At 34.1% G+C, this 26,679-nt stretch carries 21 protein-coding genes and 4 tRNA genes; 23 read left to right on the top strand and 2 right to left on the bottom strand.

The window, feature by feature from the left end:
- The first annotated feature begins 32 nt into the window (after positions 1-32).
- From CLV00_RS07495 to CLV00_RS07505, 3 genes are all read left to right on the top strand, one after another.
- Complete coding sequence (locus CLV00_RS07495) at positions 33-1,991, top strand: putative porin (RefSeq protein ID WP_099714533.1); 1,959 nt, start codon at positions 33-35, stop codon at positions 1,989-1,991.
- A 205-nt stretch (positions 1,992-2,196) separates the two neighbouring features.
- Positions 2,197-3,558 (top strand): pyridoxal-phosphate dependent enzyme, encoded by a 1,362-nt coding sequence (locus CLV00_RS07500; protein ID WP_099714534.1) that lies wholly within the window; start codon positions 2,197-2,199, stop codon positions 3,556-3,558.
- A gap of 99 nt (positions 3,559-3,657) precedes the next feature.
- Positions 3,658-4,140: a 3'-5' exonuclease gene (locus CLV00_RS07505; RefSeq protein ID WP_099714535.1), complete on the top strand. Its 483-nt coding sequence runs from the start codon at positions 3,658-3,660 to the stop codon at positions 4,138-4,140.
- Between the two features lie 44 nt (positions 4,141-4,184).
- Here CLV00_RS07505 and CLV00_RS07510 read toward each other — a convergent pair whose 3' ends face one another.
- Entirely contained in the window at positions 4,185-5,858 is a 1,674-nt protein-coding gene (locus tag CLV00_RS07510) for a GLPGLI family protein (RefSeq protein WP_099714536.1), read from the bottom strand.
- 162 nt (positions 5,859-6,020) lie between these two features.
- On the opposite strand from CLV00_RS07510, the gene CLV00_RS07515 reads away from it, so the two are divergent.
- Both CLV00_RS07515 and CLV00_RS07520 read left to right on the top strand, forming a co-directional pair.
- Complete coding sequence (locus CLV00_RS07515) at positions 6,021-7,292, top strand: DUF2851 family protein (protein ID WP_099714537.1); 1,272 nt, start codon at positions 6,021-6,023, stop codon at positions 7,290-7,292.
- Between the two features lie 67 nt (positions 7,293-7,359).
- Positions 7,360-7,587, top strand: a complete 228-nt coding sequence (locus CLV00_RS07520) for a PspC family transcriptional regulator (RefSeq protein ID WP_099714538.1) — start codon at positions 7,360-7,362, stop codon at positions 7,585-7,587.
- A gap of 73 nt (positions 7,588-7,660) precedes the next feature.
- On the opposite strand, the gene CLV00_RS07525 is transcribed toward CLV00_RS07520, so the two are convergent.
- The gene (locus CLV00_RS07525) at positions 7,661-9,112 is read right to left on the bottom strand and encodes an amino acid permease (RefSeq protein WP_099714539.1); all 1,452 of its coding nucleotides are present in this window, start codon (positions 9,110-9,112) and stop codon (positions 7,661-7,663) included.
- A 374-nt stretch (positions 9,113-9,486) separates the two neighbouring features.
- Here CLV00_RS07525 and CLV00_RS07530 point away from each other — a divergent pair, with 374 nt between their 5' ends.
- From CLV00_RS07530 to rpoC, 18 genes are all read left to right on the top strand, one after another.
- Positions 9,487-10,278, top strand: a complete 792-nt coding sequence (locus tag CLV00_RS07530) for a ComEA family DNA-binding protein (RefSeq protein WP_369800923.1) — start codon at positions 9,487-9,489, stop codon at positions 10,276-10,278.
- 17 nt (positions 10,279-10,295) lie between these two features.
- A complete protein-coding gene (locus CLV00_RS07535; RefSeq protein WP_099714541.1) occupies positions 10,296-11,438 on the top strand; it encodes an acyl-CoA dehydrogenase family protein in 1,143 nt (380 codons plus the stop codon).
- Between the two features lie 263 nt (positions 11,439-11,701).
- Positions 11,702-11,896: a 30S ribosomal protein S21 gene (gene rpsU / locus CLV00_RS07540; RefSeq protein ID WP_035670421.1), complete on the top strand. Its 195-nt coding sequence runs from the start codon at positions 11,702-11,704 to the stop codon at positions 11,894-11,896.
- A 70-nt stretch (positions 11,897-11,966) separates the two neighbouring features.
- The gene (locus CLV00_RS07545) at positions 11,967-12,863 is read left to right on the top strand and encodes a tyrosine-type recombinase/integrase (protein ID WP_099714542.1); all 897 of its coding nucleotides are present in this window, start codon (positions 11,967-11,969) and stop codon (positions 12,861-12,863) included.
- 35 nt (positions 12,864-12,898) lie between these two features.
- Entirely contained in the window at positions 12,899-13,201 is a 303-nt protein-coding gene (hpf, locus tag CLV00_RS07550) for a ribosome hibernation-promoting factor, HPF/YfiA family (RefSeq protein ID WP_099716279.1), read from the top strand.
- Positions 13,202-13,291: 90 nt separating this feature from the next.
- A tRNA-Thr gene (locus tag CLV00_RS07555) sits at positions 13,292-13,365 on the top strand.
- A 33-nt stretch (positions 13,366-13,398) separates the two neighbouring features.
- Positions 13,399-13,479, top strand: a tRNA-Tyr gene (locus tag CLV00_RS07560).
- A gap of 79 nt (positions 13,480-13,558) precedes the next feature.
- Positions 13,559-13,630: transfer RNA gene (locus tag CLV00_RS07565), tRNA-Thr, on the top strand.
- A 54-nt stretch (positions 13,631-13,684) separates the two neighbouring features.
- A complete protein-coding gene (gene tuf, locus CLV00_RS07570; protein ID WP_099714543.1) occupies positions 13,685-14,872 on the top strand; it encodes an elongation factor Tu in 1,188 nt (395 codons plus the stop codon).
- A gap of 59 nt (positions 14,873-14,931) precedes the next feature.
- A tRNA-Trp gene (locus CLV00_RS07575) sits at positions 14,932-15,002 on the top strand.
- Between the two features lie 17 nt (positions 15,003-15,019).
- Entirely contained in the window at positions 15,020-15,217 is a 198-nt protein-coding gene (secE, locus tag CLV00_RS07580; protein ID WP_039109059.1) for a preprotein translocase subunit SecE, read from the top strand.
- Positions 15,218-15,228: 11 nt separating this feature from the next.
- Positions 15,229-15,780, top strand: a complete 552-nt coding sequence (nusG, locus tag CLV00_RS07585) for a transcription termination/antitermination protein NusG (RefSeq protein ID WP_099714544.1) — start codon at positions 15,229-15,231, stop codon at positions 15,778-15,780.
- Between the two features lie 68 nt (positions 15,781-15,848).
- Positions 15,849-16,286 (top strand): 50S ribosomal protein L11, encoded by a 438-nt coding sequence (gene rplK / locus CLV00_RS07590; protein ID WP_035639405.1) that lies wholly within the window; start codon positions 15,849-15,851, stop codon positions 16,284-16,286.
- Between the two features lie 13 nt (positions 16,287-16,299).
- Positions 16,300-16,989, top strand: a complete 690-nt coding sequence (gene rplA / locus CLV00_RS07595) for a 50S ribosomal protein L1 (RefSeq protein WP_039111376.1) — start codon at positions 16,300-16,302, stop codon at positions 16,987-16,989.
- A gap of 22 nt (positions 16,990-17,011) precedes the next feature.
- A complete protein-coding gene (gene rplJ / locus CLV00_RS07600; protein WP_099714545.1) occupies positions 17,012-17,524 on the top strand; it encodes a 50S ribosomal protein L10 in 513 nt (170 codons plus the stop codon).
- Between the two features lie 90 nt (positions 17,525-17,614).
- Positions 17,615-17,983: a 50S ribosomal protein L7/L12 gene (gene rplL, locus CLV00_RS07605; RefSeq protein WP_035670434.1), complete on the top strand. Its 369-nt coding sequence runs from the start codon at positions 17,615-17,617 to the stop codon at positions 17,981-17,983.
- Between the two features lie 274 nt (positions 17,984-18,257).
- Positions 18,258-22,070: a DNA-directed RNA polymerase subunit beta gene (gene rpoB, locus CLV00_RS07610; RefSeq protein WP_099714546.1), complete on the top strand. Its 3,813-nt coding sequence runs from the start codon at positions 18,258-18,260 to the stop codon at positions 22,068-22,070.
- 293 nt (positions 22,071-22,363) lie between these two features.
- Positions 22,364-26,677 carry a DNA-directed RNA polymerase subunit beta' gene (rpoC, locus tag CLV00_RS07615; protein ID WP_099714547.1) on the top strand — a complete coding sequence of 1,438 codons (4,314 nt, stop codon included), beginning with the start codon at positions 22,364-22,366 and terminating at the stop codon, positions 26,675-26,677.
- Positions 26,678-26,679 lie beyond the last annotated feature (2 nt).

Below are 26,679 nucleotides of genomic sequence, written 5' to 3' on the forward strand. Positions count from 1 at the left end.
TTTTTTTAATCGACTAATTAGATTTCTTTCAAATGAGAATATTATTTTTGTTTTGTTTCTTAACATTTCCGGTTCTATTATTTTCTCAAGAGAAAAAGATTCAAAAATTGAGAATTGATAATAAATATAATAGTTCTGATTCGATTAAAAAGATAAGTGAAAAAATCGCTACCATTGACATGTATCGTTTTATTACAATCGAAAATGATACAACTTACATAGATACTTCTCTTACCATTCAAAAAGAATACAGTCATAATTATTTGCGAAAAGATATTTTTGGGCTTTTACCTTTTGCAAATGATGGGCAAACCTATAATACATTACAATATAGTTTAACCGATTTTTCACCTTATCCGGAATTTGGTTTTAAAGCAAAACATTTCAATTTTTTAGAAGCAAACCAAATAAGGTACAGTTCTGTAGCTACTCCTGTGACCGAATTGTATTTTAAAACTACTGTTAGAAAAGGACAATCTGTAGATGCATTTATAACCTTGAATACTTCTGAAAATCTTAATTTTTCTATTGCATACAAAGGTTTGCGTTCAGAAGGAGAATATATTAATCAGTTATCCAGTACTGGTAATTTTAGATTCACCACTAGTTATAACACCAAGAATAAACGCTATTTCGCTAAAGCACATTATACTTTTCAAGATATTTTGAATGAGGAAAATGGTGGAATAACAACAATAGATGATTTCGAAAGTGAAGATCCAAACTATAATAATCGCCAAAGATTTGAAGTTTATTTTTCAGATGCGAAGTCCTTTCTTAAAGGGAAAAGAATATTTTTGGACCATAATTTCAGGATAAATTCAGAAAAAGGGAATAATAACTTGTATTTAACCCATCAGTTTAATTACGAAAATAAATTTTTTGAATACAACCAAGCTACCGTTCCATCAACAGTAGGAAACACAATTGTATATAGATTTGGGGAATCTTTTAAAAGTAGCGGGATAAATGACCAAACGCGTTATAATAAAATGTACAATAGAGTTGGGCTGGTTTATGAGAATACTATTTTAGGTAAATTCCAGTTTTTTGCAGATGATTTTAGATCGAATTATTATTACGACCAGATATTGATTTTTGATAATCAAAATGTGATACCAAGTTCATTCAGTCAGGAAATTAATAGTGTTGGTGGTCAATATGAATATAGAAAAAATAAATGGAATGGTAAGTTTTTATACTCAAGATCAGTAACGGCTCAGTCTTTATCAAATCTTGATGCTAAATTAGATTATGATCTTAATGACGAAACCCAATTTTCATTTCAATACCAGAACATAAATAAACTGCCAAATAGTAATTACAATCTACATCAAAGTAGTTACGTTCAGTACAATTGGTCAAATGATTTCAAGAACGAAAAAATAAATACAATTAGCGCTAATGCAATTACTCCATGGTTAGATGCAGAAGTACAATTTTCAGTTTTAAAAGATCATTTGTATTTTAATGATGCGTCAACTTCTGAACAAGCAATCGCAAAAACACAAATAGTGGCTCCGTCACAATACGATGGGACTATAAATTACTTATCTGTAAAATTAAGTAGAGAATTGACATTTGGAAACTTCGCTTTAGACAATACTATTTTATATCAAAAAGTAGAGCAGCAAGATGCCATTTTAAATGTTCCTGAAATAGTAACAAGAAATACGTTTTATTACTCCAATTATTTATTCAAACGTGCTTTATTTTTGCAAACAGGAATTGTATTGAATTATTTCTCGAAATATTATGCAAGTGATTACAATCCGGTTATTGGAGAGTTTTTTGTGCAAAATGATAAACAAATTGGAAATCATCCAAACTTTGATTTTTTTATAAACGCAAAGATTCAAAGAACACGTATTTATTTCAAAGCGGAGCATTTTAATTCGTCTCTAATGGGTAATAATTTTTATTCCTCACCAAATAATCCATCGCGTGATTTCACGATTCGTTTCGGGTTAATTTGGAACTTCTTTAATTAATTTCGGGCAATAATATACCTTTTAAATGTTTTTTCTTGGGCGTTTCCCGCGCTGTCCACTGTATCTTTACTTGCTTAAAGGAAGCAAGTAAAGGATGTCGCTACCATCACTAACGCAAAATTCCGTAAACCAGAATATTTTTATAACAAAATACTATCTTTGTATTAGTATTTACAACAAATCACAATCTTAAATTCAACATAAAATGCGCTACGCAGAAAATATATTAGGCACAATAGGGAACACACCTTTAGTAAAACTGAATAAAGTAACTGCAGAAGTAGATGCTTTAGTACTTGCTAAGGTAGAAACTTTCAATCCGGGAAATTCTGTAAAGGATAGAATGGCAGTAAAAATGATTGAAGATGCAGAGGCTGATGGACGATTAAAACCGGGCGGAACCATTATTGAAGGAACTTCTGGGAATACAGGAATGGGATTAGCATTAGTAGCCATTATAAAAGGATACAAACTGATTTGTGTGATTTCAGATAAACAGTCTAAAGAGAAAATGGACATCCTTCGAGCAGTAGGAGCTAAAGTAGTGGTTTGTCCTACTGATGTCGAGCCTACTGATCCACGTTCCTATTATTCAGTTTCCAAAAGATTAGCCAAAGAAACACCTAATTCTTGGTATGTGAATCAATACGATAATCCTTCAAATGCTATCGCGCATTACGAACAAACAGGACCGGAAATTTGGGAGCAAACAGGAGGTAAAATCACTCATTTTGTTGTTGGTGTAGGAACTGGCGGAACAATTTCTGGTGTGGCTAAATATTTGAAAGAGAAAAATCCAAACATTAAAATTTGGGGAATTGATACGTATGGTTCAGTATTTAAAAAATACCATGAAACAGGAATTTTCGATGAAAATGAAATCTATTCGTATATCACAGAAGGAATTGGAGAAGATATTCTTCCCAAAAATGTTGATTTTTCTTTGATTGATGGATTTACAAAAGTAACTGATAAAGATGCAGCGGTTTATACCCGTAAAATTGCACTTGAAGAAGGAATATTTGTAGGTAATTCAGCAGGAGCAGCAATAAAAGGATTGTTGCAGCTTAAAGAACATTTTAAGCCTGAAGATGTTGTTGTCGTTCTTTTCCATGACTCAGGAAGTCGTTACGTAGGTAAAATGTTCAACGATGATTGGATGCGTGAACGTGGTTTTCTTGACGAAGAAATTACAAAAGCCGAAGATGTAATCAAAGATCATATCGATAAACCATTGATTGTTGTGCGTACCGAGGAATTAGTTTCGCACGCTATTGAAAGAATGCGTAAATACAAAATTTCTCAAATTCCGGTGATTGATGTTACAGGTTTTGTAGGTTCTGTTGATGAAAGTGATTTGTTTCAAAGTTATGTTGCCGATAAAAATGTTGCTGATAAGCCTATAAAAGAAGTTATGGGGAAACCATTTCCAATAGTGAAATTTGGAACTTCAATAGAAGAAGTTTCTCGATTATTTACTAAAGAGAATGAAGCAGTTTTGATTGAATTAGAAAATGGAAGTCACCATATTATTACCAAATATGATATTATTGGATCTATAAAGTAAAAATTTTAGAATCAAAATATTAAAATTTTTAAAGCCATGAATTTGACGAGTTTATTTCGTTAAATTTGTGGCTTTTCAGATTTATAACAAACATATAATATGACTTTCACTGCCATAGATTTTGAAACCGCAACTGCATTCCATCCATGTTCGGTAGGAATTGTTACCGTTGAAAACGGAATAATTGTAGATGAGTTTGTTAGTTTAATTAAGCCTCCAAATAATCTGTATTCTCCTTTTACGATTCAAGTTCACGGGATATATCCACGTGATACGGTGAATGCAAAATCATTTGCACAAGTGTATCCTGAAATTCAAAAACGTTTGCAAAATAGAGTAGTTGTGGCTCATAATGAAAGTTTTGACAGAAATGTCCTTGCTAAATCAATGGCGCTTTATGGTTTTGATTATGCCGATTTGAATATCGCTTCGCGTTGGGAATGCACTGTAAAAATTTACAAAGCCAAAGGATTGAAACCAACTAAATTAAGTGATTGTTGTCGAGAAATGAATATAGCTTTAAACCATCACGAAGCATTATCAGATGCTCGGGCTTGTGCCAAATTGTACATTTTGAGATAACTTACCGGTTTTTTATATTGGCAAAAAAATCCGAATTCTATTTTTTATTCTCCTATTAAACAACCTGAAACATTCCACGAGCTAAAGCTAGATCCTTCTGGTTTGCCTTGAGGTATTTTAATTTGTATCGTATGTTTTCCAGGTGAAAGATTTCCTAAATCAATATAAATAGGATTAGTTACTGTTCCTGGACACCAGTTGGAACGACTTAAATCAGAAGAAGATAATCCGTCGCTGAAATTTCCAGATGCGGGATTACTCAATCGATAGGAACCGCAATCCGTTCGCCATGGCGTAAATGCAAAAACTTCTTTTTCATCAACGAGTATGGTGTTTTTCTTAGGTACAAATTCATCTCCGTTTTCCCAGCCGCCGTGACCTGTGGTGATGTAGCGTAACTTGAAATTCTTAAAACCTTCGGGAACATCAAAAGTCACTTCCAATCCTTTATCGGTGTTGAACATGGTTGCGTATTGCTGGCCGGCCATTTCCATTACATTATTAGTGTTAAAAAGAGGTAATAACCATGTGTTTTTTGGCTTATTTTCTTCTTCTGGATGTATAGAAATATTCAAACTTGCCTTGTGTCCGCCTTTGTCATAATTGCCAATATTCATACCAATCCAGACCTCTTTATTGCTCAAAGCAGGAAGCATTTCTGAAATATCTTGACGGTAATATACGCTGTCTTGCCACACTTTGTTCTTCAATTGCAGCGTATTGAACTGCTTTACGCCAAAAGGAGTAAAAAAGCGCATCAATTCTAAAAGAGGAGCGTAATTTTCTGTTCGAATCACACCTTGATATTTTTCACCATTTCCATTTTCGTATATAGGCAACGTTTTTACTCCATTTTTCAAGCCATCAAGAAATGAAATGTTTTTGTCTGTAGGAATTAAAAATACGGAACCGGTTCTATCATAAGCGTCACCGTTTGATTGCTCTGTTACATCGACAAAAATTCGATTTCCTTTTTTGATTTCTGGGATTTTTACTTTTTTGAGAATTATAGTTCCATTGGCAAAGCGTAAGATGCTGTCATTTGATTGGGATGTATTCGAAAAGTTGATGATTTCTTTGTCAAAAACAGCAATATTGGTAAATCGACTTTTCCAGATTAAATCCTTGTACGTTAATAAATCTACTTTTCTTTGTGGAGTTTCACTTTTTCTTATTATTGGAAATTCTTTTAGGACTTCAATTTTTGTGGCAGCGGTAATATAATTCCCATTTCTAACCATTTCGAGCACTAAACCTAGATTTTGTCCTAAGATTGTTGGTGCACCTTTTACTTTTAAATCATTGGTAAACCATAATTCAATGGTATTTGAGTTGATTACTGTTTTTGCTTTTTTGCAGGCATAACCTAAAATAGTTTTGGTTTCATTGGTAATCTCAAAATTTTGTTTTGCTAATGAAAGACTATCTGTTGTGTAAATAATTTTGTTCTCATTTAGATTTGCAAACTGGTCATATCTATTGTTTTCTCTATAGATGTTGTAGTATTCGAAAGGGTATGAGGCTTTTTTATTGAATATGGATTCAGAAGTGATTTGTGTTTTTAGTTCATTGGTAAAAACTAAAATGGGATCTTGGTTTTCAATAAGGGTTCCGTTTGAACTTCTGGTATAAGTTATTTTTATTGATTTGATATTTTTTTGAGCCAGAGCTGAAAAGACAGAACAAAAAACAAAGAATAAAATGAAGTGGTTTTTCATGGTAATAGAGTTAGGAACGCAAATATAAAAAATTAGGATAAGATTTTTAGCCGATGTTTCTTTATATTGGAGATGAAAAATATTTTTTTGTCATAGCATTTAGATGCTTTTATTTGTAATAATTTTCGTTACTTTAGTATCTGATTCTTTAAATTTAAACAAATGAAAGAAGATTTTCTGCATTACCTCTGGAGATTTAAGAAGTTTGACACTTTGAATTTAAAAACGGTCAACAACGAGGAAATTACAATTGTCAATGTAGGTCAATATCTTGAATTGGCAGGTCCTGACTTTTTTAATGCTCAGATAGTTATTGGTGCTCAAAAATGGGCAGGAAATATTGAAATTCATATAAAATCTTCTGATTGGTACGTGCATCATCACGAAAAAGATGCGGGTTATGAAAACGTAATTTTGCATGTGGTTTGGGAGCATGATGTAGCAGTTTTTAGAAGCGACAATTCTGAAATTCCTGTTTTAGAATTAAAAGAATATGTCGAGAAAGCGACTCTGGAAAACTACCAGTCTTTAATGACTCCAAAATCATGGATTTTTTGCGAAAAGCAGCTAAAAGATGTTGACGAGTTTGCATTGAAAAACTGGCAAGAACGGTTGTTTTTTGAACGGTTAGAAAGAAAATCCCAACCCATATTTGATTTATTGGAACAAACCAATCAAGATTGGGAAGGAGTTTTGTTCTGTTTGTTGGCTAAGAATTTTGGTTTAAATACAAACGGAGAAATCTTTTATAAAATGGCGCAATCTATTCCTTTTTCGATAATTAGAAAGGAAAGTTTTGAAGTGGAAAATATAGAAGCATTAATTTTTGGCACTACCGGATTATTGGACTCCGAAAAAGAAGATAACTATTTTAAGGATTTAAAATTCAGGTATTTCTACTTGTTGCATAAGTATCAAATAGAGAAAGTTTGTATAGAACCAGTACAGTTTTTCAAGCATCGTCCAGATAATTTTCCGACGATACGACTCTCACAATTAGCTAATTTATACCATAGTCAGCAGAATTTATTTTCGAAAATAAATAGTTTAAGTTCATTAAAAAGTACTTACGAATTGTTTCAGATTACGGCTTCGGAGTATTGGCAAAACCATTATCAGTTTGATAAAGAAAGTCCGATGAAACAGAGAAAACTATCTAAATCTTTCATTGATTTAATTGTCATAAATACTATAATTCCAATTCAATTTGCTTTTGCTAAAAGTCAGGGAAAAGAAATTTCGGAGGATTTAATACAGCTTTTAAATGAAGTTGTTGCAGAGAAAAATGCTATTATTGAAAAATTTACTTCTTTTGGAATACAGTCAAAAACTGCTTTTGAAACGCAATCTTTGTTGCAACTGAAGAATGAGTATTGTAATAAAAGTAAGTGTTTAGAATGTGTTATAGGTTCGGAATTGATGAAAAAATGTTGATTTGTTGATTCGGTCATTTGTTTATTCGAAAAAATCGTAATTTTGCTCATAATTCATAACTCATAAAATGTCAGTAGTAATTAAACTAAAGTTCTTTTTTGAAAAACATGGTTTTCATGTTTCCTCTCGTTTAGCTGATACTTTGGGAATGCGTGCCAGTAGTGTGCGATTGTTTTTTATCTATTTGTCTTTTGTTACTGTAGGGTTGTGGTTTGCGGTCTACCTCACGTTGGCTTTTTGGATTCGTTTGAAGGATTTAATTCGCGCCAAGCGGACTTCAGTTTTTGATTTGTAAATAGCTATAAACAAAAAAAGGGATTATAAAGTAGTTGATACTTTATAATCCCTTTTTTATTTATGATGAAATTTTATTTGTCTGGATTGTTCAATTTACTGTTTTTCTTTCCGTAAACAAAGTAAATAGCAACACCTAATGCCATCCAAATAACAAGTCTCGCCCAGCTTTCATTTGGTAATGAATACATCAAGGCTAAACAGATTAGGATTCCTGCAATTGGTACAAATGGTACTAAAGGTGTGCGGAAAGATCTTGGTGCATCTGGCATTTTTTTACGCATTACTAAAACTCCGATACATACTAAAACGAAGGCTAATAATGTTCCAATACTTACCATGTGACCTAAATCACTTACTGGTACAAAACCTGCAAAAAGGCTTACAAATACCATGAAGAAAAGATTCGTTTTCCAAGGTGTTCTGAATTTTGCATGAATATCACTGAAGAAAGAAGGTAATAAACCATCTTTACTCATTGTATAGAAAACACGACTTTGTCCCATTAACATCACAAGCATTACCGAAGTATAACCTGCTAAAATAGCTACGATTAAACCAGTTTGTAAAAAGGTATATCCGGTTCTTGCAAATGCAGTTGCTGCTGGTTTAGCATCTCCTGCAAATTCATTATAAGGAACAAGTCCAGTCATTACGTGAGCAAATAATACGTATAAAATAGTACAAATAATAAGAGATCCTAAAATACCAATTGGCATCCCTTTTTGTGGATTTTTTGCCTCTTGAGCAGCTGTAGAAACAGCATCAAAACCAATGAAGGCAAAGAATACAGTTCCAGCTCCTGCAGCAATTCCTGACCATCCAAATTCTCCAAAAACTCCTGTGTTTTCAGGAATGTAAGGTGTGTAATTAGCAGTGTCAATAAAGCTCCAACCTAAAACAATAAACATGATAACCACTATTACTTTTACAACAACTAGAAAGTTGTTTATAGACGCAGATTCTTTAGTTCCTCTTATCAAAAGTAAAGATAGCATCGAAACGATAAAAATAGCAGGAAGATTAATGATTCCACCTTCTATTATAGTTCCGTCGCTTAATTTTAATGTTTCCCAGGGCGAACATATCAAATCATGTGGAAGATGTATTCCGTATTTATTTAATAATTCGAGTAAATAGCGAGACCAACTTACCCCTACTGTAGCTGCTCCTAATGCGTATTCAAGAACTAAATCCCAACCGATAATCCAAGCCATAAATTCTCCCATAGTTGCATAGGAGTACGTGTAAGCACTACCTGCTACTGGTATCATTGATGCGAACTCAGCATAACAAAGTCCTGCAAAAGCACATCCTACGGCGGCTAAAATAAATGAAAGTGTAACTGCTGGACCAGCATGTTCTGCGGCAGCAATTCCTGTTAACGAGAATAATCCTGCTCCAATAATTGCTCCAACTCCAAGTGCTACTAATGAACGTGAAGACAAAGTCCTTTTTAATCCTTTTTCGGATTCTGATGCTTCATTTAGCAATACCGACAGTGGTTTAGTTTTCCAAATTGACATGGGTTATATGGTTTTGTTTGTTATTAAGCTCCAAATGTATAGTTTTTTATAAAAAATAAAAACAATAATTGAATTTTAAGTTATAAAAAAGTAATTTACCTGTCTTTATTTGGGGTTTAGTATGAGAAAAAACTTTTTTTGGCATTAGGTGTGCTGAATTTCACTTTGTTTTTGAAATAAGTTTTACTTCTTTCAAATATTTTTTCTTAGAAAGTGATAGGTCTTGATTTAATTTATAAATTTAGGAATCTTAATTTACTACACTAATCCTGATATTATAAATGAATTTTAAAACACTGCGAAGTTTCTTCAATTTTACTCGAGAGCAACGTACGGGTATTTTTGTTTTATTCGCAATTATTATTCTTTTGCAAATGATTTATTTTTTTGTGGACTTTGGTTTTGAAACAAAAGAATATCCTGATAAACAAAAATGGCTTTCCCTTCAATCTGAAATTGATTCCATGAAAAGGGAGTCCGAAAAAGAGTCTCCAAAAATGTATCTTTTTAATCCTAATTTCATAACTGATTATAAAGGATATAAGTTAGGAATGTCAGTGGAAGAAATTGATCGCTTGCTAGTTTTTAGAAAAGAAAATAAATACGTTAATTCACCTAAGGAGTTTCAAAACGTAACTAAAATTTCGGATTCATTGTTAAATGTCATAGCTCCTTATTTTAAATTCCCTGATTGGGTAAATAATAAGAAAGAATTTAAAGAGTATAATAAATATCCAAATAAGGCTTTCGCCAAAAAAGAAAAAATTATTATAATCGATATCAATCAGGCAACCAAAGAGGATTTGATAAAAATTTACGGAATAGGTGAGGCGATTTCTTTGCGAATTTTAAAACAAAAAGAAAATTTAGGTGGGTTTGTTTCCATGGAACAAATGAAAGATGTTTGGGGATTATCACCTGAAGTGATTGAGAACTTAAATTCTCATTTTAAAGTTTCGGTACTTCCGAATATTAAGAAAATAGATGTTAATAATGCCTCTTTAAAAGAACTTTCTCAATTTTATTATTTCAGATATGCTTTGGCAAAAGAAATTGTTACCTATAGAAGTATGAGAGGAAATATTAACAATATTGAGGATTTAACAAAAATTAAGGGATTTCCTGTTGATAAAGCAAAAATAATTGGCTTATATTTGGACTTTTAAAACAAAACACTATTACAATGAACTTTGACTACAACGAAACGCAATCAATGATTGCGCAATCTATAAGAGATTTTGCTGAAAAAGAAATTCGACCAAACATAATGGAATGGGATGAAGCTCAAACATTTCCTGTGCCGTTATTTAAAAAATTAGGTGAAATGGGTTTTATGGGAGTTTTAGTGCCGGAAGAACTAGGTGGTTCGGGGTTAGGATATCATGAATACATTACTATAGTAGAAGAAATATCAAAAGTTGATCCTTCAATAGGGTTATCTGTTGCTGCGCATAATTCGTTGTGTACCAATCATATTTTGACTTTTGGAAGCGAGGAGCAGAAGAAAAAATGGATTCCAAAGCTGGCTACTGCTGAGCATATTGGTGCTTGGGGATTGACGGAACACAATACAGGTTCTGATGCTGGAGGAATGAATACTACTGCAAAAAAAGACGGAGATTTCTGGATTGTAAATGGAGCTAAGAATTTCATTACGCATGCTATCTCTGGAGATATTGCGGTTGTAATTGTTCGTACTGGTGAAAAAGGAGATTCAAAAGGAATGACAGCTTTTGTTTTTGAGAAAGGAATGTCAGGTTTTACATCTGGTAAAAAAGAAAATAAATTAGGCATGCGTGCCAGTGAAACTGCTGAATTGATTTTTGATAATTGTCGTATTCCTGATGCAAACAGATTAGGAGAAGTAGGACAAGGTTTTATCCAGGCGATGAAAATTTTAGACGGTGGAAGAATTTCTATTGGCGCATTGTCATTAGGAATCGCAAAAGGAGCGTATGAAGCAGCTTTGAAATATTCGAAAGAAAGACATCAGTTTGGACAGCCAATTTCAGAATTTCAAGGTATTTCATTCAAGTTAGCTGATATGGCAACTGAGATTGAAGCTTCGGAATTATTGTTGCACAAAGCAGCTTTCTTGAAAGAGAAACACAGGCCAGTTACCACATTGGGAGCGATGGCTAAAATGTATTCTTCAGAAGTGTGTGTGAAAGTAGCAAATGAGGCAGTGCAAATACATGGAGGTTATGGTTATATCAAGGATTATCCGGTAGAGAAATTCTACAGGGATTCTAAATTATGTACTATTGGAGAAGGAACTACCGAGATTCAAAAAATAGTGATTTCCAGAAATTTATTGAAAGGATAGTTTTTGAAAATTTGAATATAGTAAAAAGAGCCAAAATGCATTAAATTGTAGCTTGGCTCTTTTTTTTTGCGTGAAGGATAGAAGAGGAAAGCCCGGAATGCAATGAGGACTTGAAACGGACAGCCTGACGGTGGACGAATTGACGTTTTGTGAATGATAAAAGAGGTGTCCACCGGCACGCCCAAAAATAATCTATAATTCATGACTCGTAATTCAAAATAATGTTTACTTTTGCACACTTAAAGAAAGGGGGTGTCTATATTATGTTAATTATACCAATTAAAGACGGAGAAAATATCGATAGAGCGTTAAAACGTTACAAAAGAAAATTTGATAAAACAGGAACTGTTCGTCAATTAAGAGCACGTACTGCTTTTATTAAGCCTTCAGTAACAAATAGAATCAAAATTCAAAAAGCGGCTTATATCCAAAATATGAGAGATAACTTAGAGAGTTAGTCAATATCTATTAAAATAAAATACCGTTAGTCATTAAAAGTTTTATAACTTTGATGCTAACGGTTTTTTTATGACTACTAATAAAGACGCATTTCGGGATTATCTACAGTTGGAGAAAAAATATTCTTCACATACCGTTACGGCATATTGTAATGATATTACTTCTTTTGAATCATTCAATACGATACATTTTGACCAACAAAATATTGAGCAGGTTAATTATAGTCAAATTAGAAGTTGGATTGTGTCTCTTGTTGATAATGACATATCAAATACCTCAGTTAATAGAAAAATTGCATCCTTAAAAGCATTTTATAAATTTCTATTAAAAACAAAGCAAATAGAAGTAAGTCCATTGTTGAAGCACAAAGCGTTAAAGGCTCCAAAGTTGTTGCAGATTCCTTTTTCTGAAAAGGAGGTTATTGATGTTTTGGATATAGCGCAAAGTGCAGCCGGCTTTGAAGGAGTTAGAAATAAACTTGTCATTGATTTGTTTTATACTACAGGGATACGTAGAGCAGAACTGATAAGTTTAAAAATAACAAATGTTGATTTGTCTGGCAGTACAATAAAAGTGTTAGGAAAGCGAAATAAGGAGCGAATTATTCCTGTTTTGCCAATAATAAAAGAGCAGTTCGCTTTGTACTTGAAAGAGCGGGAGAGTTTGTTGTCTATTGAAGATCATGATTATTTATTTCTCACAAAAAAAGGGTTAAAATTAAATGATTCCTTTGTGTATCGATTAATAAATTCTTACTTTAGTACTGTCTCTGAAAAAGTAAAAAAGAGCCCCCATATATTGAGACATACTTTTGCAACGCATTTGTTAAATAATGGAGCGGATTTAAATTCAGTCAAGGAATTATTAGGTCATTCTAGTCTGGCATCGACGCAAATATATACGCACAGTAGTTTATCAGAACTGAAAAGTGTGTATAAAGAAGCGCATCCACGGGGTCGGAAGTAATTTTGAGAAATGTTTAACTATTAAAAAAAATGATTATGAAGGTAAGTGTTCATGCAGTTAACTTTACTGTTGACAAAAAGCTAGTAGATTTTGTTCAAGAGAGAATGGACAAGTTGGAAAAGTATTATGACAAAGTAGTATCAGCAGATGTTTTTTTGAAGGTTGAAAAGACAAGTGATAAAGAAAATAAAATTGCCGAGGTAAAAATCAATGTTCCAGGAGATGATTTTTTGGTAAAAAAGCAATGTAAAACTTTTGAAGAGGCAGTTGAGCTTTCGGCAGAATCCTTAGAGAGAATGTTAGTAAAAAGGAAAGAAAAAATAAGTTCGCACATTTAATATGAATTTTTTTTAAAAAATGTTTTGATTGAGAGATAAAATCTCTACATTTGCAGTCCGTTAGAAATAGCGGACTTTTTTTATTGATTCGCCAGCGTAGCTCAGTTGGCTAGAGCAGCTGATTTGTAATCAGCAGGTCGTGGGTTCGAGTCCCTCCGCCGGCTCAAGACTGTAAAGGTTTGACGATAGAAAAAGTAGGGGAGATACTCAAGCGGCCAACGAGGGCAGACTGTAAATCTGCTGTGTGAACTTCGCAGGTTCGAATCCTGCTCTCCCCACAAGAATTAATTTTAGATTGCGAATTTTTAGATTGAAAAGTTTAAAATGAGGAATCTAAGCTCTTTAATCAAGGGTTCTGCCGACTTAGCTCAGAGGTAGAGTGCTTCCTTGGTAAGGAAGAGGTCACGGGTTCAATTCCCGTAGTTGGCTCAAGTAAGTAGGAAATTGAAATAAATATATAAACTAGATTAAAAATTAAGTAAAATGGCAAAAGAAACCTTTAACCGTTCGAAACCACACTTAAATATTGGTACGATCGGACACGTAGATCACGGTAAAACTACTTTAACAGCAGCAATCACAAAAGTGTTATCTGATGCTGGTTACTGTCAAGCAAAATCATTTGATCAAATTGATAATGCTCCTGAAGAAAAAGAAAGAGGTATTACAATTAATACATCACACGTTGAGTACGAAACTGCTAACCGTCACTACGCACACGTTGACTGTCCTGGTCACGCGGATTACGTAAAGAACATGGTTACTGGTGCTGCTCAAATGGACGGTGCAATTTTAGTTGTAGCTGCAACTGATGGACCAATGCCACAAACACGTGAGCACATCCTTTTAGGTCGCCAGGTTGGTATTCCTAGAATGGTAGTTTTCATGAACAAAGTGGATATGGTTGATGACGCTGAGTTATTAGAACTTGTTGAAATGGAAATTAGAGACTTATTGTCTTTCTACGAATATGATGGAGATAATTGTCCAGTTGTTCAAGGGTCTGCTCTTGGAGGATTGAATAATGATCCAGCTTGGGTACCAAAAATCATTGAATTAATGGAAGCTGTTGATAGCTGGATTGAAGAGCCGGTTCGTGATACAGAAAAACCATTCTTGATGCCGGTTGAGGATGTATTTACAATTACTGGTCGTGGAACTGTTGCTACAGGTCGTATCGAAACTGGTATTGCTAATACTGGAGATGCTGTTGAAATCATTGGTATGGGAGCTGAAAAATTAACTTCTACTATTACAGGAGTTGAGATGTTCCGTAAAATCCTTGATAGAGGTGAAGCAGGAGATAACGTAGGTTTATTGTTGCGTGGTGTTGATAAAGAATCTATCAAAAGAGGAATGGTTATCATTAAGCCAGGTTCAGTTAAACCACACGCTACTTTCAAAGCAGAGGTTTATATCTTGAAAAAAGAAGAAGGTGGTCGTCACACTCCATTCCATAATAACTACCGTCCACAGTTCTACGTTCGTACAACTGACGTAACAGGAGTTATTACTTTGCCAGAAGGTGTAGAGATGGTAATGCCAGGAGACAACTTAACTATTAATGTTGCTTTGTTAAGCCCAATCGCAATGAGCGTTGGTTTACGTTTCGCTATCCGTGAAGGTGGTAGAACAGTAGGTGCTGGACAAGTAACTGAAATTGTAGGATAATCTACTAAAAATAAATTCAAAAAGTAGTGTCGTTTAACGATGGCACTACTTTTTATTCTACGGGCGTAGTTCAAGGGTAGAATAGCGGTCTCCAAAACCGTTGATGGGGGTTCGAATCCCTCCGCCCGTGCAAAAAAATAAATCATAATGACAAAAGTTGTTAATTACATATCAGAAGCATTTGAGGAATTAAAGTCAAATGTAACTTGGCCGGCTTGGGCTGAGGTGCAACGTCTAACGATTGTTGTTGCTGTTTTTTCAGTATTATTCGCTTTGGCAACTTGGGGAGTAGATGAAATTTTCGCAAAAGCTTTGGCTGGATTTTTTAACTGGATAAAAGCATAATTTTTTTTGTTATGGCAGATAATATTATTAAGAAGTGGTATGTCGTTAGAGCGGTAAGCGGGCAAGAAAATAAAGTGAAAGCTTATATTGAAACCGAAATCGCGCGACTAGGAATGGGAGATTATGTTTCGCAAGTTTTAGTGCCTACTGAGAAAGTAGTTACAGTAAAAGAGGGGAAAAAAATAATCAAAGACAAAGTTTATTTTCCTGGTTATGTTATGATTGAAGCTAATCTTATTGGAGAGATACCTCATATTATTAAGTCTATAACAAGTGTTATTGGTTTTTTAGGTGAAATCAAAGGTGGAGAGCCTGTGCCATTGAGAATTTCTGAAGTAAACAGAATGTTAGGTAAAGTAGATGAGTTGGCTGTGAATACAGATACTCGTTCTATTCCTTTTAACATTGGAGAGACTATTAAGGTTGTTGATGGACCTTTTAATGGTTTTAACGGTACTGTTGAAAAAATCAATGAAGAAAAGCGTAAGCTTGAAGTAATGGTTAAGATTTTCGGAAGAAAAACTCCATTAGAGTTAAGTTTTATGCAAGTTGAAAAAGTATAATTTTTTGTTACATCTATAATATCCATTACAATCGCTTCCAATGATTGTAGTGTTAAATTTTTTAAAAAATGGCTAAAGAAATTAGTAAGGTAGTTAAACTACAAGTTAAGGGAGGTGCTGCGAACCCGTCGCCACCGGTTGGACCTGCTTTAGGAGCTGCTGGGGTAAACATCATGGAATTCTGTAAGCAATTTAATGCTAGAACTCAAGATAAACCCGGCAAAATATGCCCAGTACAAATTACTGTGTATAAAGACAAATCATTTGATTTTGTTGTAAAAACTCCTCCAGCGGCAGTCCAGTTATTGGAAGCTGCAAAGCTAAAGTCAGGATCTGGTGAACCAAATCGTAAAAAAGTAGCTAGCGTTACTTGGGATGTTATCAAAGCAATTGCTGAAGATAAAATGGTAGATTTAAATGCATTCACAATCGAATCTGCTATGAGCATGATTGCTGGAACAGCTAGATCTATGGGTATAACTGTATCAGGAGATTCTCCTTTTTAATTAAGAGAAAGACATGGCAAAATTGACAAAAAAGCAAAAAGAGGCTGCTTCAAAAATTGAAAAGAACAAATTATACTCTTTAAAAGATGCAGCTGCATTGATAAAAGTTATTGCTTCTGCAAAATTTGATGAGTCTGTTGATATCGCAGTTCGATTGGGTGTAGATCCAAGAAAAGCGAATCAAATGGTAAGAGGTGTGGTAACATTACCTCATGGAACTGGTAAAGATGTTAAAGTATTAGCATTGGTTACTCCGGATAAAGAAGCGGAAGCTTTGGCAGCTGGTGCAGACTATGTAGGTCTTGACGATTACCTTCAAAAAATTAAAGACGGTTGGACAGATGTTGATGTTATCATCACTATGCCTGCTGTTATGGGTAAATTAGGTCCATTAGGTCGTATTTTAGGACCTAGAGGTTTAATGCCAAACCCTAAAACAGGTACTGTAACTATGGATGTTGCAAAAGCTGTTCAAGAAGTTAAAGCTGGTAAAATCGATTTCAAAGTTGATAAAACTGGTATCGTACATGCAGGAATTGGTAAAGTTTCTTTTGGAGCTGAGCAAATTTATGACAATGCACACGAAATTATTCAAACATTAATCAAACTTAAGCCAACTGCTGCTAAAGGTACCTACATTAAAGGTATTCACCTTACAAGCACTATGAGTCCTGCAATTGCATTGGATCCAAAAGCAGTATAATTGGTAGTTAATAATTTTTAGTATGACTAGAGAAGAAAAATCAATCGCGATTGAAGATTTAACTGCACAGTTAGCTGGTACAAATATCATTTACATATCTGATATTTCAGGACTTAATGCAGAGACTACTTCAAGCTTGAGAAGAGCTTGTTTTAAAGCAGGTATAAAATTAGAGGTTGTAAAAAACACTTTGCTTGCAAAAGCAATGGAAGCTTCTGATAATGATTATGGTGACTTACCTTCTGTATTGACAGGTAATAGTGCTATATTTATTTCAGATGTTGCAAATGCACCTGGAAAAATAATTAAAGATTTTAGAAAAAAATCAGCTAAACCTGTATTAAAGGGAGCTTATATTAACTCTGAAATTTATATTGGAGATGATCAATTAGATGCATTAGCAACTATTAAATCTAAAGAAGAGCTTATCGGCGAAATCATTGGATTACTTCAATCACCAGCTCAAAGAGTTATTTCTGCTCTTCAAAACCAATTCGCAAAAAGCGAAGAGGCTACAGAAGAAGTAGAAGCATAATAAAACCGACTTTATAGTCTAAGTTTTATTTTAAAAAGCGCACAATAAATAAATTATATTTTTACAAATCATTTTAAAACGATAGAAAAAATGGCAGATTTGAAACAATTCGCAGAACAATTAGTTAACCTAACGGTAAAAGAAGTTAACGAATTAGCAACAATATTAAAAGATGAGTACGGAATCGAACCAGCTGCTGCAGCTGTAGTAGTTTCAGGTGGTGGAGAAGCTGCTGCTGAAGAAGTACAAACAGAATTCACAGTTGTATTGAAAGAAGCTGGTGCTTCTAAATTAGCTGTTGTGAAATTAGTAAAAGAACTTACAGGTTTAGGTTTGAAAGAAGCTAAAGATGTAGTTGATAGCGCACCAAGTAATGTAAAAGAAGGTGTTTCTAAAGAAGAGGCTGAAGGTCTTAAAAAATCTTTAGAAGAAGCTGGAGCTGTTGTTGAGCTTAAATAGTTAAACTCAGTTTAAAGAATAAGGTTTAGGTCTTGGGTTTAGTCACCCAATGACCTAAACCATTTTTCGTATAACAAAAGTCTAGCTTGTATTCTTACAATTTATACTTTTTAATACAATAATTTTGCCCATTACGAGAAAATAAATCAATAGATAATAAGAAAGTAGTTATCTTAAATTGATTTTTTAAAGATGTAATGGTTGTAAAATTTAAATGTAAATAAATTATTATTTACACCAAAAATTACTTTTTTAATCAAAATTTTGTCCATTGATGATAACAAATCAGACTGAAAGATTGAATTTTGCCTCAACAAAAAATATTCCTGATTATCCAGATTTTCTTGATGTTCAGGTTAAATCGTTCAAAGATTTTTTTCAATTAGAAACTAAATCTGACGAAAGAGGCGACGAAGGGCTTTACAATACCTTCATGGAAAACTTCCCAATTACTGATACAAGAAATAACTTTGTATTAGAATTCCTTGATTATTTTGTAGATCCACCACGTTATACAATTCAAGAATGTATAGAAAGAGGTCTTACCTATAGTGTGCCTTTAAAAGCTAGGTTAAAACTATATTGTACAGATCCAGAACATGAAGATTTTGAAACTATTGTTCAAGATGTTTATCTTGGTACAATACCTTATATGACACCAAGTGGTACCTTTGTTATTAATGGTGCTGAGCGTGTAGTTGTTTCTCAATTACACAGATCTCCAGGTGTTTTCTTTGGTCAATCATTCCATGCAAATGGAACAAAATTATATTCTGCGAGAGTAATTCCTTTTAAAGGTTCTTGGATAGAATTTTCTACAGATATTAATAGCGTAATGTATGCTTATATCGACAGAAAGAAAAAATTACCAGTTACCACTCTTTTTAGAGCAATTGGTTTTGAAAGAGATAAAGATATTCTAGAAATTTTTGACCTTGCTGAAGAAATTAAGGTTTCTAAAACAGGTTTAAAAAAATATATCGGTAGAAAATTAGCTGCCCGTGTATTGAATACATGGCATGAAGATTTCGTAGATGAAGACACTGGTGAAGTAGTTTCTATCGAACGTAACGAAATAATCCTTGATAGAGATACAATTATCGACAAAGATAATGTAGAAGAAATCATTGATTCTAACGTTAAATCTATTTTGTTACATAAAGAAGATGCTAATCAAGGTGATTATGCCATCATTCATAATACATTGCAAAAAGATCCAACAAACTCTGAAAAAGAGGCTGTTGAACATATCTACAGACAATTACGTAACGCTGAACCGCCTGATGAAGAAACGGCTCGTGGTATTATAGATAAATTATTCTTTTCTGACCAACGTTACAACTTAGGTGAAGTAGGTCGTTATAGAATAAATAAAAAATTAGGTTTAGATACTCCAATGGAAAAGCAAGTCTTGACCAAAGAAGATATCATAACTATTGTGAAATATTTGATTGAATTGATCAACTCTAAAGCAGAGATTGATGATATTGATCACTTATCAAACCGTCGTGTAAGAACAGTTGGAGAACAATTGTCTCAACAATTCGGTGTTGGTTTAGCACGTATGGCTAGAACTATTCGTGAGAGAATGAACGTTAGAGATAACGAGGTGTTTACACCAATAGATTTGATTAATGCTAAAACATTATCATCTGTTATCAACTCTTTCTTTGGAACAAACCAGTTGTCTCAGTTTATGGATCAAACGAATCCACTTGCCGAGATTACGCACAAAAGAAGATTATCTGCACTAGGACCAGGTGGACTTTCGAGAGAAAGAGCAGGTTTTGAGGTACGTGACGTTCACTATACGCATTACGGACGTTTATGTCCAATTGAAACTCCTGAGGGACCAAACATTGGTTTGATTTCATCTCTTGGTGTTTATGCTAAAGTAAACGGAATGGGTTTCATCGAAACACCTTACCGTAAAGTAACTAATGGAACTGTAGATTTAGTGTCTACTCCAGTGTACTTAAGCGCAGAAGAAGAAGAAGGAATGATGATTGCTCAGGCAAATATTCAAATGGATGCTACTGGAAAAATTACTGCCGAAGACGTAATTGCACGTCAAGAAGGTGATTTCCCGGTAATTGAACCAACAAAAGTTGATTATACGGATGTTGCTCCAAATCAAATTGCTTCTATCTCGGCTTCTTTGATTCCTTTCTTGGAACATGATGATGCGAATAGAGCCTTGATGGGATCTAACATGATGCGTCAGGCGGTACCATTAATTCGTCCTGAAGCTCCAATTGTTGGAACTGGTTTAGAGCGTCAAGTAGCTTCTGATTCTAGAGTATTGATTAATGCTGAAGGAGATGGAGTTATAGAATATGTAGATGCAAATATCATCACTATCAAATACGACCGTTCTGAGGAAGAAAGAATGGTGAGTTTTGAGCCAGATGAAAAAACATACAATCTAATTAAATTTAGAAAAACCAATCAAGGTACAAGTATCAACCTTAAACCTATCGTAAGAAAAGGGGACAGAGTGATTCCTGGACAAGTATTATCAGAAGGATATGCGACTCAAAATGGTGAATTAGCTTTAGGTAGAAACCTTAAAGTTGCATTTATGCCATGGAAAGGATATAACTTCGAGGATGCGATTGTAATTTCTGAAAAAGTAGTTCGTGACGATATTTTCACCTCTATTCACGTTGATGATTATTCATTAGAAGTTAGAGATACTAAATTAGGTAACGAAGAATTAACGAACGATATACCGAACGTTTCTGAAGAAGCTACTAAAGATTTAGATGAAAATGGTATGATTAGAATAGGAGCTGAAGTTAAACCTGGCGACATTCTTATCGGAAAAATTACTCCAAAAGGGGAATCAGATCCTACTCCGGAAGAGAAATTGCTTCGTGCAATCTTCGGGGACAAAGCAGGTGATGTAAAAGATGCTTCATTAAAAGCGTCTCCATCTTTACATGGTGTTGTTTTAGACAAAAAATTGTTTGCAAGAGCAGTAAAAGATAAACGTAAGCGTACTCAAGATAAAGATGCTTTAGGAGCACTTGAAATGGAGTTTGAAGTTAAATTTGTTGAATTAAAAGACAAATTAGTTGAAAAACTTTTCTTGATCGTAAACGGAAAAACATCTCAAGGTGTAATGAATGATTTGGGTGAGGAAGTTTTACCAAAAGGTAAAAAATACACTCAAAAAATGCTTTATGCTGTTGAAGATTTTGCTCACTTAAGTAAAGGTCAATGGGTTGCTGATGATGCAACTAATAAAATGGTTAATGATTTAATTCATAACTATAAAATTAAATTGAACGATTTACAAGGTGCATTACGTAGAGAGAAATTCACTATTACTGTTGGAGATGAATTGCCAGCAGGAATCTTGAAACTAGCTAAAGTATATATTGCCAAAAAACGTAAACTGAAAGTTGGGGATAAAATGGCTGGACGTCACGGTAACAAAGGTATTGTTGCTCGTATCGTTCGTCATGAAGATATGCCTTTCCTTGAAGACGGAACGCCAGTTGATATCGTGTTGAACCCACTTGGGGTACCTTCACGTATGAACATTGGTCAAATTTATGAAACTGTTCTTGGTTGGGCTGGTATGAACTTGGGTAGAAAATTTGCTACACCAATTTTTGACGGAGCAACTCTTGATCAAATCAATGAATTGACTGATGAAGCTGGAATACCACGTTTTGGACATACACATTTATATGATGGTGGTACAGGAGAGCGTTTCCATCAAGCGGCAACAGTAGGAGTTATCTACATGTTGAAACTTGGACACATGGTTGACGATAAAATGCACGCACGTTCTATAGGTCCATACTCGTTGATTACACAACAACCACTTGGAGGTAAAGCTCAATTTGGAGGTCAACGTTTTGGAGAGATGGAAGTTTGGGCACTTGAAGCTTATGGAGCATCAAGTACTCTTAGAGAAATCTTGACTGTGAAGTCTGATGATGTTATCGGTAGAGCAAAAACTTACGAAGCAATCGTAAAAGGTGAATCTATGCCAGAACCAGGATTACCTGAATCATTCAATGTATTGATGCATGAATTGAAAGGTCTTGGATTAGACATTCGTTTAGAAGAATAAAAAAAGTTTAGTAATCAGTCCCGATTTTTTCGGGGCTGATTACTCATTTATATAAGTTTTTAGGATTTATACCCGTAACCCGTTCCGATTTTTTATTTAAACCCAAAGGTTCAATAAATAGCACTTCAAAAATTTGTTGAAGTTTAGAGAAGTAATCCGAGGTAATGTTACAGTCATAAAGTCAAATGTCTTAAAGTTTTAAAGTCTAGTGTGACTTTCGACTTTCGACTTTCAAACTTTCGACTTAAACAAGAATCAATTTTTTAATTGCAAATAAATCAATAGTAAAAACTATGATGAATAATAGAAATAATAATAGTAAAGATAAAAACCCTGTAAAAAGGTTTAATAAAATCTCAATAGGACTTGCTTCTCCTGAATCTATCTTGAAAGAATCAAGAGGTGAAGTATTAAAGCCGGAAACTATCAACTACAGAACGCACAAACCAGAGCGTGATGGTCTTTTCTGTGAACGTATTTTCGGACCAGTAAAAGATTTTGAATGTGCTTGTGGTAAGTATAAAAGAATACGTTACAAAGGAATCATCTGTGACCGTTGTGGTGTTGAAGTAACTGAGAAAAAAGTACGTAGAGACAGAGTAGGTCACATCAATCTTGTTGTGCCAATTGCTCATATCTGGTATTTCCGTTCTCTTCCAAACAAAATTGGTTATATCCTTGGTCTTCCATCTAAGAAATTAGATATGATTATTTACTACGAAAGATACGTAGTTATCCAAGCTGGTATTGCTAAAAATGCAGATGGTGAATCATTACAAAGATTAGACTTTTTGACAGAAGAAGAATATTTAAATATTTTAGATACACTTCCTGCTGACAATCAGTATCTTGATGATTTTGATCCTAATAAATTTGTTGCCAAAATGGGAGCAGAGTGTATTATGGATTTATTGGCAAGAATTGATCTTGATGCATTGTCTTACCAATTAAGACACAATGCTAACAATGAAACGTCTAAGCAACGTAAAACGGAAGCGTTAAAAAGATTACAAGTTGTTGAATCTTTCCGTGAGTCTAACTTGAACCGTGAGAATCGTCCAGAATGGATGATTATGAAAGTGGTACCAGTTATTCCACCAGAATTACGTCCGCTTGTGCCACTTGATGGAGGTCGTTTTGCAACTTCAGATTTAAATGATTTATACCGTCGTGTAATTATACGTAACAACCGTTTGAAAAGATTAATGGAGATTAAAGCTCCAGAAGTTATCTTAAGAAACGAAAAACGTATGTTGCAAGAATCTGTAGATTCACTTTTCGATAATACTCGTAAAGCTTCTGCAGTAAAAACAGAATCAAACAGACCATTAAAATCATTATCTGATTCCCTTAAAGGTAAACAAGGACGTTTCCGTCAAAATTTACTTGGAAAACGTGTGGATTATTCTGCTCGTTCGGTAATTGTTGTTGGACCTGAATTGAAATTATCTGAATGTGGTATCCCAAAAGATATGGCAGCAGAATTATACAAACCTTTCGTTATCCGTAAATTGATAGAAAGAGGAATTGTAAAAACTGTAAAATCAGCTAAGAAAATAATAGATAAGAAAGAGCCTGTAGTTTGGGATATCCTTGAAAATGTAATCAAAGGTCACCCAATATTACTGAATCGTGCTCCTACTTTGCACAGATTAGGTATTCAAGCATTCCAACCAAAATTAATTGAAGGAAAAGCAATCCAATTGCACCCTTTAGTTTGTACTGCATTTAATGCGGATTTTGATGGGGATCAAATGGCAGTTCACTTACCGTTAGGACCAGAAGCTATTTTGGAAGCTCAACTTTTAATGTTGGGTTCTCACAATATCCTGAATCCTGCAAATGGAGCTCCTATCACGGTACCTTCTCAGGATATGGTTTTGGGTCTATACTATATGACCAAAGAACGTTTATCTACTCCAGAGCTTAAAATTTTAGGAGAAGGAATCACTTTTTATTCTGCTGAAGAAGTAAATATTGCTTTGAATGAAGGAAGATTAGAATTGAATGCTAGAGTAAAAATTAGAGCAAAAGATTTTAATGAAGCTGGTGAATTAGTATACCAAATTATACAAACAACTGCGGGTCGTGTATTATTTAATGAAGTAGTACCGGAAGCAGCTGGATATATCAATGATGTATTGACTAAGAAAAACCTTAGAGATATTATCGGTCACGTTTTGAGTTCTACTGATGTACCTACAACTGCGGCTTTCTTGGATAACATGAAAGACATGGGGTACAAATTTGCCTTCAAAGGTGGTTTGTCATTCTCTCTTGGGGATATTAGAATTCCAGATCAGAAACCTAAATTAATTGCCGACGCAAGAGAGCAAGTAGGAGGTATTTCTGCAAATTATAACATGGGTCTTATTACCAATAACGAACGTTACAACCAAGTTATTGATGTTTGGACTTCAGCAAATGCTCAATTGACAGAGTTAGCAATGAAAAACATTAGAGAAGACCAACAAGGTTTCAACTCGGTGTACATGATGCTTGATTCTGGGGCAAGGGGTTCCAAAGAACAAATTCGTCAGTTAACCGGTATGCGTGGTTTGATGGCTAAGCCTAAAAAATCGACTGCTGGTGGTGGTGAGATTATTGAAAACCCGATTCTTTCTAACTTTAAAGAAGGTCTTTCTATCCTTGAGTACTTTATCTCTACTCACGGTGCGCGTAAAGGTCTTGCGGATACGGCATTGAAAACTGCCGATGCAGGATATTTAACAAGAAGATTGCATGATGTATCTCAAGATGTTATTGTTAACATCGAAGATTGTGGGACATTAAGAGGTGTTGAAGTATCAGCATTGAAGAAAAATGAGGAAATTGTTGAATCATTAGGAGAAAGAATTTTAGGACGTGTTGTTTTACAAGACGTAATTAATCCTTTAAACAATGAAGTTTTAGTTCAATCTGGACAACAAATCACAGAAGTTATAATGAAAGCAATTGACGCTTCTCCAATCGAGAAAGTGGAAGTGCGTTCACCATTAACTTGTGAAGCGTTAAAAGGTATTTGTGCAAAATGTTACGGTAGAAATTTAGCTACTGGTAAAATGACACAAAGAGGAGAAGCAGTTGGTGTTATTGCAGCACAATCTATTGGAGAACCTGGTACACAGTTAACATTGCGTACATTCCACGTTGGTGGGGTTGCGGGTGGTATTTCTGAAGAATCAAGCATCATTACCAAATTTAATGGTAAACTTGAAATCGAAGATTTAAAAACTGTTAAAGGAGAAGATAGCGAAGGTAATGCAGTTGATATTGTTGTATCTCGTTCTACTGAATTGAAATTAATCGATGAAAGAACAGGTATCTTATTAAGTACAAATAATATTCCTTACGGTTCAAGTATTTTCGTTAAAGACGGTCAATCTGTTGCTAAAGGAGATGTGATTTGTAAATGGGATCCATATAATGGGGTTATCGTTTCTGAATTTACCGGTAAAATTGCTTACGAAGATTTAGAGCAAGGTCAATCATTCATGGTTGAAATTGATGAGCAAACTGGTTTCCAAGAAAAAGTAATTTCTGAATCTAGAGCTAAAAAATTAATTCCAACTTTATTGGTTTACGGTAAAGAAGGGGAACTAATCCGTTCTTATAACTTACCAGTTGGAGCCCACTTGATGGTTGAAAATGGTGAGAAAATTAAAGCAGGTAAAGTATTGGTAAAAATCCCACGTCGTTCTTCTAAATCAGGAGATATTACAGGAGGTTTACCTAGAATTACAGAGTTGTTAGAAGCTCGTAATCCTTCAAACCCAGCTGTTGTTTCTGAAATCGATGGTGTTGTTTCTTTTGGAAAAATCAAAAGAGGTAACCGTGAGATTGTTATCGAATCTAAATTTGGTGACGTTAGAAAATACTTGGTTAAATTATCAAGCCAAATTCTAGTTCAAGAAAATGACTTCGTAAGAGCAGGGGTGCCTTTATCTGATGGTGCAATTACTCCGGATGATATTTTAAGAATACAAGGACCAGCTGCTGTTCAACAGTATTTGGTAAATGAAATTCAAGAAGTATACCGTTTACAAGGGGTAAAAATCAACGACAAACACTTTGAAGTAGTGATACGTCAAATGATGCGTAAAGTAAGAGTTCAGGATCCAGGTGATACTTTATTCTTAGAAGATCAATTAATTCACACTAAAGATTTTATCGTTCAAAATGATAAATTATATGGTATGAAAGTAGTTGAAGATGCTGGAGATTCTAGTGCATTAAAAGAAGGTCAAATTATTACGCCTCGTGAGTTACGTGATGAAAATTCTTTATTGAAACGTACAGATAAAAATCTTGTTGTAGCTCGTGATGTTGTTACTGCAACAGCAACACCAGTTTTACAAGGTATTACAAGAGCATCGCTTCAAACTAAATCGTTTATTTCTGCTGCATCTTTCCAAGAAACTACTAAAGTATTGAATGAAGCTGCTGTTGCAGGTAAAATTGATTACTTAGAAGGATTGAAAGAAAATGTAATTGTTGGACATAGAATCCCTGCCGGAACAGGTATGAGAGAATATGACAATACAATTGTAGGTTCAAAAGAAGATTATAACGACATGATGGCTAACAAAGAAGAATATATTTATTAAAA

This window comes from Flavobacterium sp. 11 (assembly GCF_002754315.1).
Classification (GTDB): Bacteria; Bacteroidota; Bacteroidia; order Flavobacteriales; family Flavobacteriaceae; genus Flavobacterium; species Flavobacterium algoritolerans.

Bases quoted from the DNA above. Each gene is read 5' to 3' on its own strand.
- CLV00_RS07495 (WP_099714533.1), top strand. From the start codon at position 33: ATGAGAATATTATTTTTGTTTTGTTTCTTAACATTTCCGGTTCTATTA.
- CLV00_RS07500 (WP_099714534.1), top strand. From the start codon at position 2,197: ATGCGCTACGCAGAAAATATATTAGGCACAATAGGGAACACACCTTTA.
- CLV00_RS07505 (WP_099714535.1), top strand. From the start codon at position 3,658: ATGACTTTCACTGCCATAGATTTTGAAACCGCAACTGCATTCCATCCA.
- CLV00_RS07510 (WP_099714536.1), bottom strand. From the start codon at position 5,858: ATGAAAAACCACTTCATTTTATTCTTTGTTTTTTGTTCTGTCTTTTCA.
- CLV00_RS07515 (WP_099714537.1), top strand. From the start codon at position 6,021: ATGAAAGAAGATTTTCTGCATTACCTCTGGAGATTTAAGAAGTTTGAC.
- CLV00_RS07520 (WP_099714538.1), top strand. From the start codon at position 7,360: ATGTCAGTAGTAATTAAACTAAAGTTCTTTTTTGAAAAACATGGTTTT.
- CLV00_RS07525 (WP_099714539.1), bottom strand. From the start codon at position 9,112: ATGTCAATTTGGAAAACTAAACCACTGTCGGTATTGCTAAATGAAGCA.
- CLV00_RS07530 (WP_369800923.1), top strand. From the start codon at position 9,487: ATGATTTATTTTTTTGTGGACTTTGGTTTTGAAACAAAAGAATATCCT.
- CLV00_RS07535 (WP_099714541.1), top strand. From the start codon at position 10,296: ATGAACTTTGACTACAACGAAACGCAATCAATGATTGCGCAATCTATA.
- rpsU (WP_035670421.1), top strand. From the start codon at position 11,702: ATGTTAATTATACCAATTAAAGACGGAGAAAATATCGATAGAGCGTTA.
- CLV00_RS07545 (WP_099714542.1), top strand. From the start codon at position 11,967: ATGACTACTAATAAAGACGCATTTCGGGATTATCTACAGTTGGAGAAA.
- hpf (WP_099716279.1), top strand. From the start codon at position 12,899: ATGAAGGTAAGTGTTCATGCAGTTAACTTTACTGTTGACAAAAAGCTA.
- tuf (WP_099714543.1), top strand. From the start codon at position 13,685: ATGGCAAAAGAAACCTTTAACCGTTCGAAACCACACTTAAATATTGGT.
- secE (WP_039109059.1), top strand. From the start codon at position 15,020: ATGACAAAAGTTGTTAATTACATATCAGAAGCATTTGAGGAATTAAAG.
- nusG (WP_099714544.1), top strand. From the start codon at position 15,229: ATGGCAGATAATATTATTAAGAAGTGGTATGTCGTTAGAGCGGTAAGC.
- rplK (WP_035639405.1), top strand. From the start codon at position 15,849: ATGGCTAAAGAAATTAGTAAGGTAGTTAAACTACAAGTTAAGGGAGGT.
- rplA (WP_039111376.1), top strand. From the start codon at position 16,300: ATGGCAAAATTGACAAAAAAGCAAAAAGAGGCTGCTTCAAAAATTGAA.
- rplJ (WP_099714545.1), top strand. From the start codon at position 17,012: ATGACTAGAGAAGAAAAATCAATCGCGATTGAAGATTTAACTGCACAG.
- rplL (WP_035670434.1), top strand. From the start codon at position 17,615: ATGGCAGATTTGAAACAATTCGCAGAACAATTAGTTAACCTAACGGTA.
- rpoB (WP_099714546.1), top strand. From the start codon at position 18,258: ATGATAACAAATCAGACTGAAAGATTGAATTTTGCCTCAACAAAAAAT.
- rpoC (WP_099714547.1), top strand. From the start codon at position 22,364: ATGATGAATAATAGAAATAATAATAGTAAAGATAAAAACCCTGTAAAA.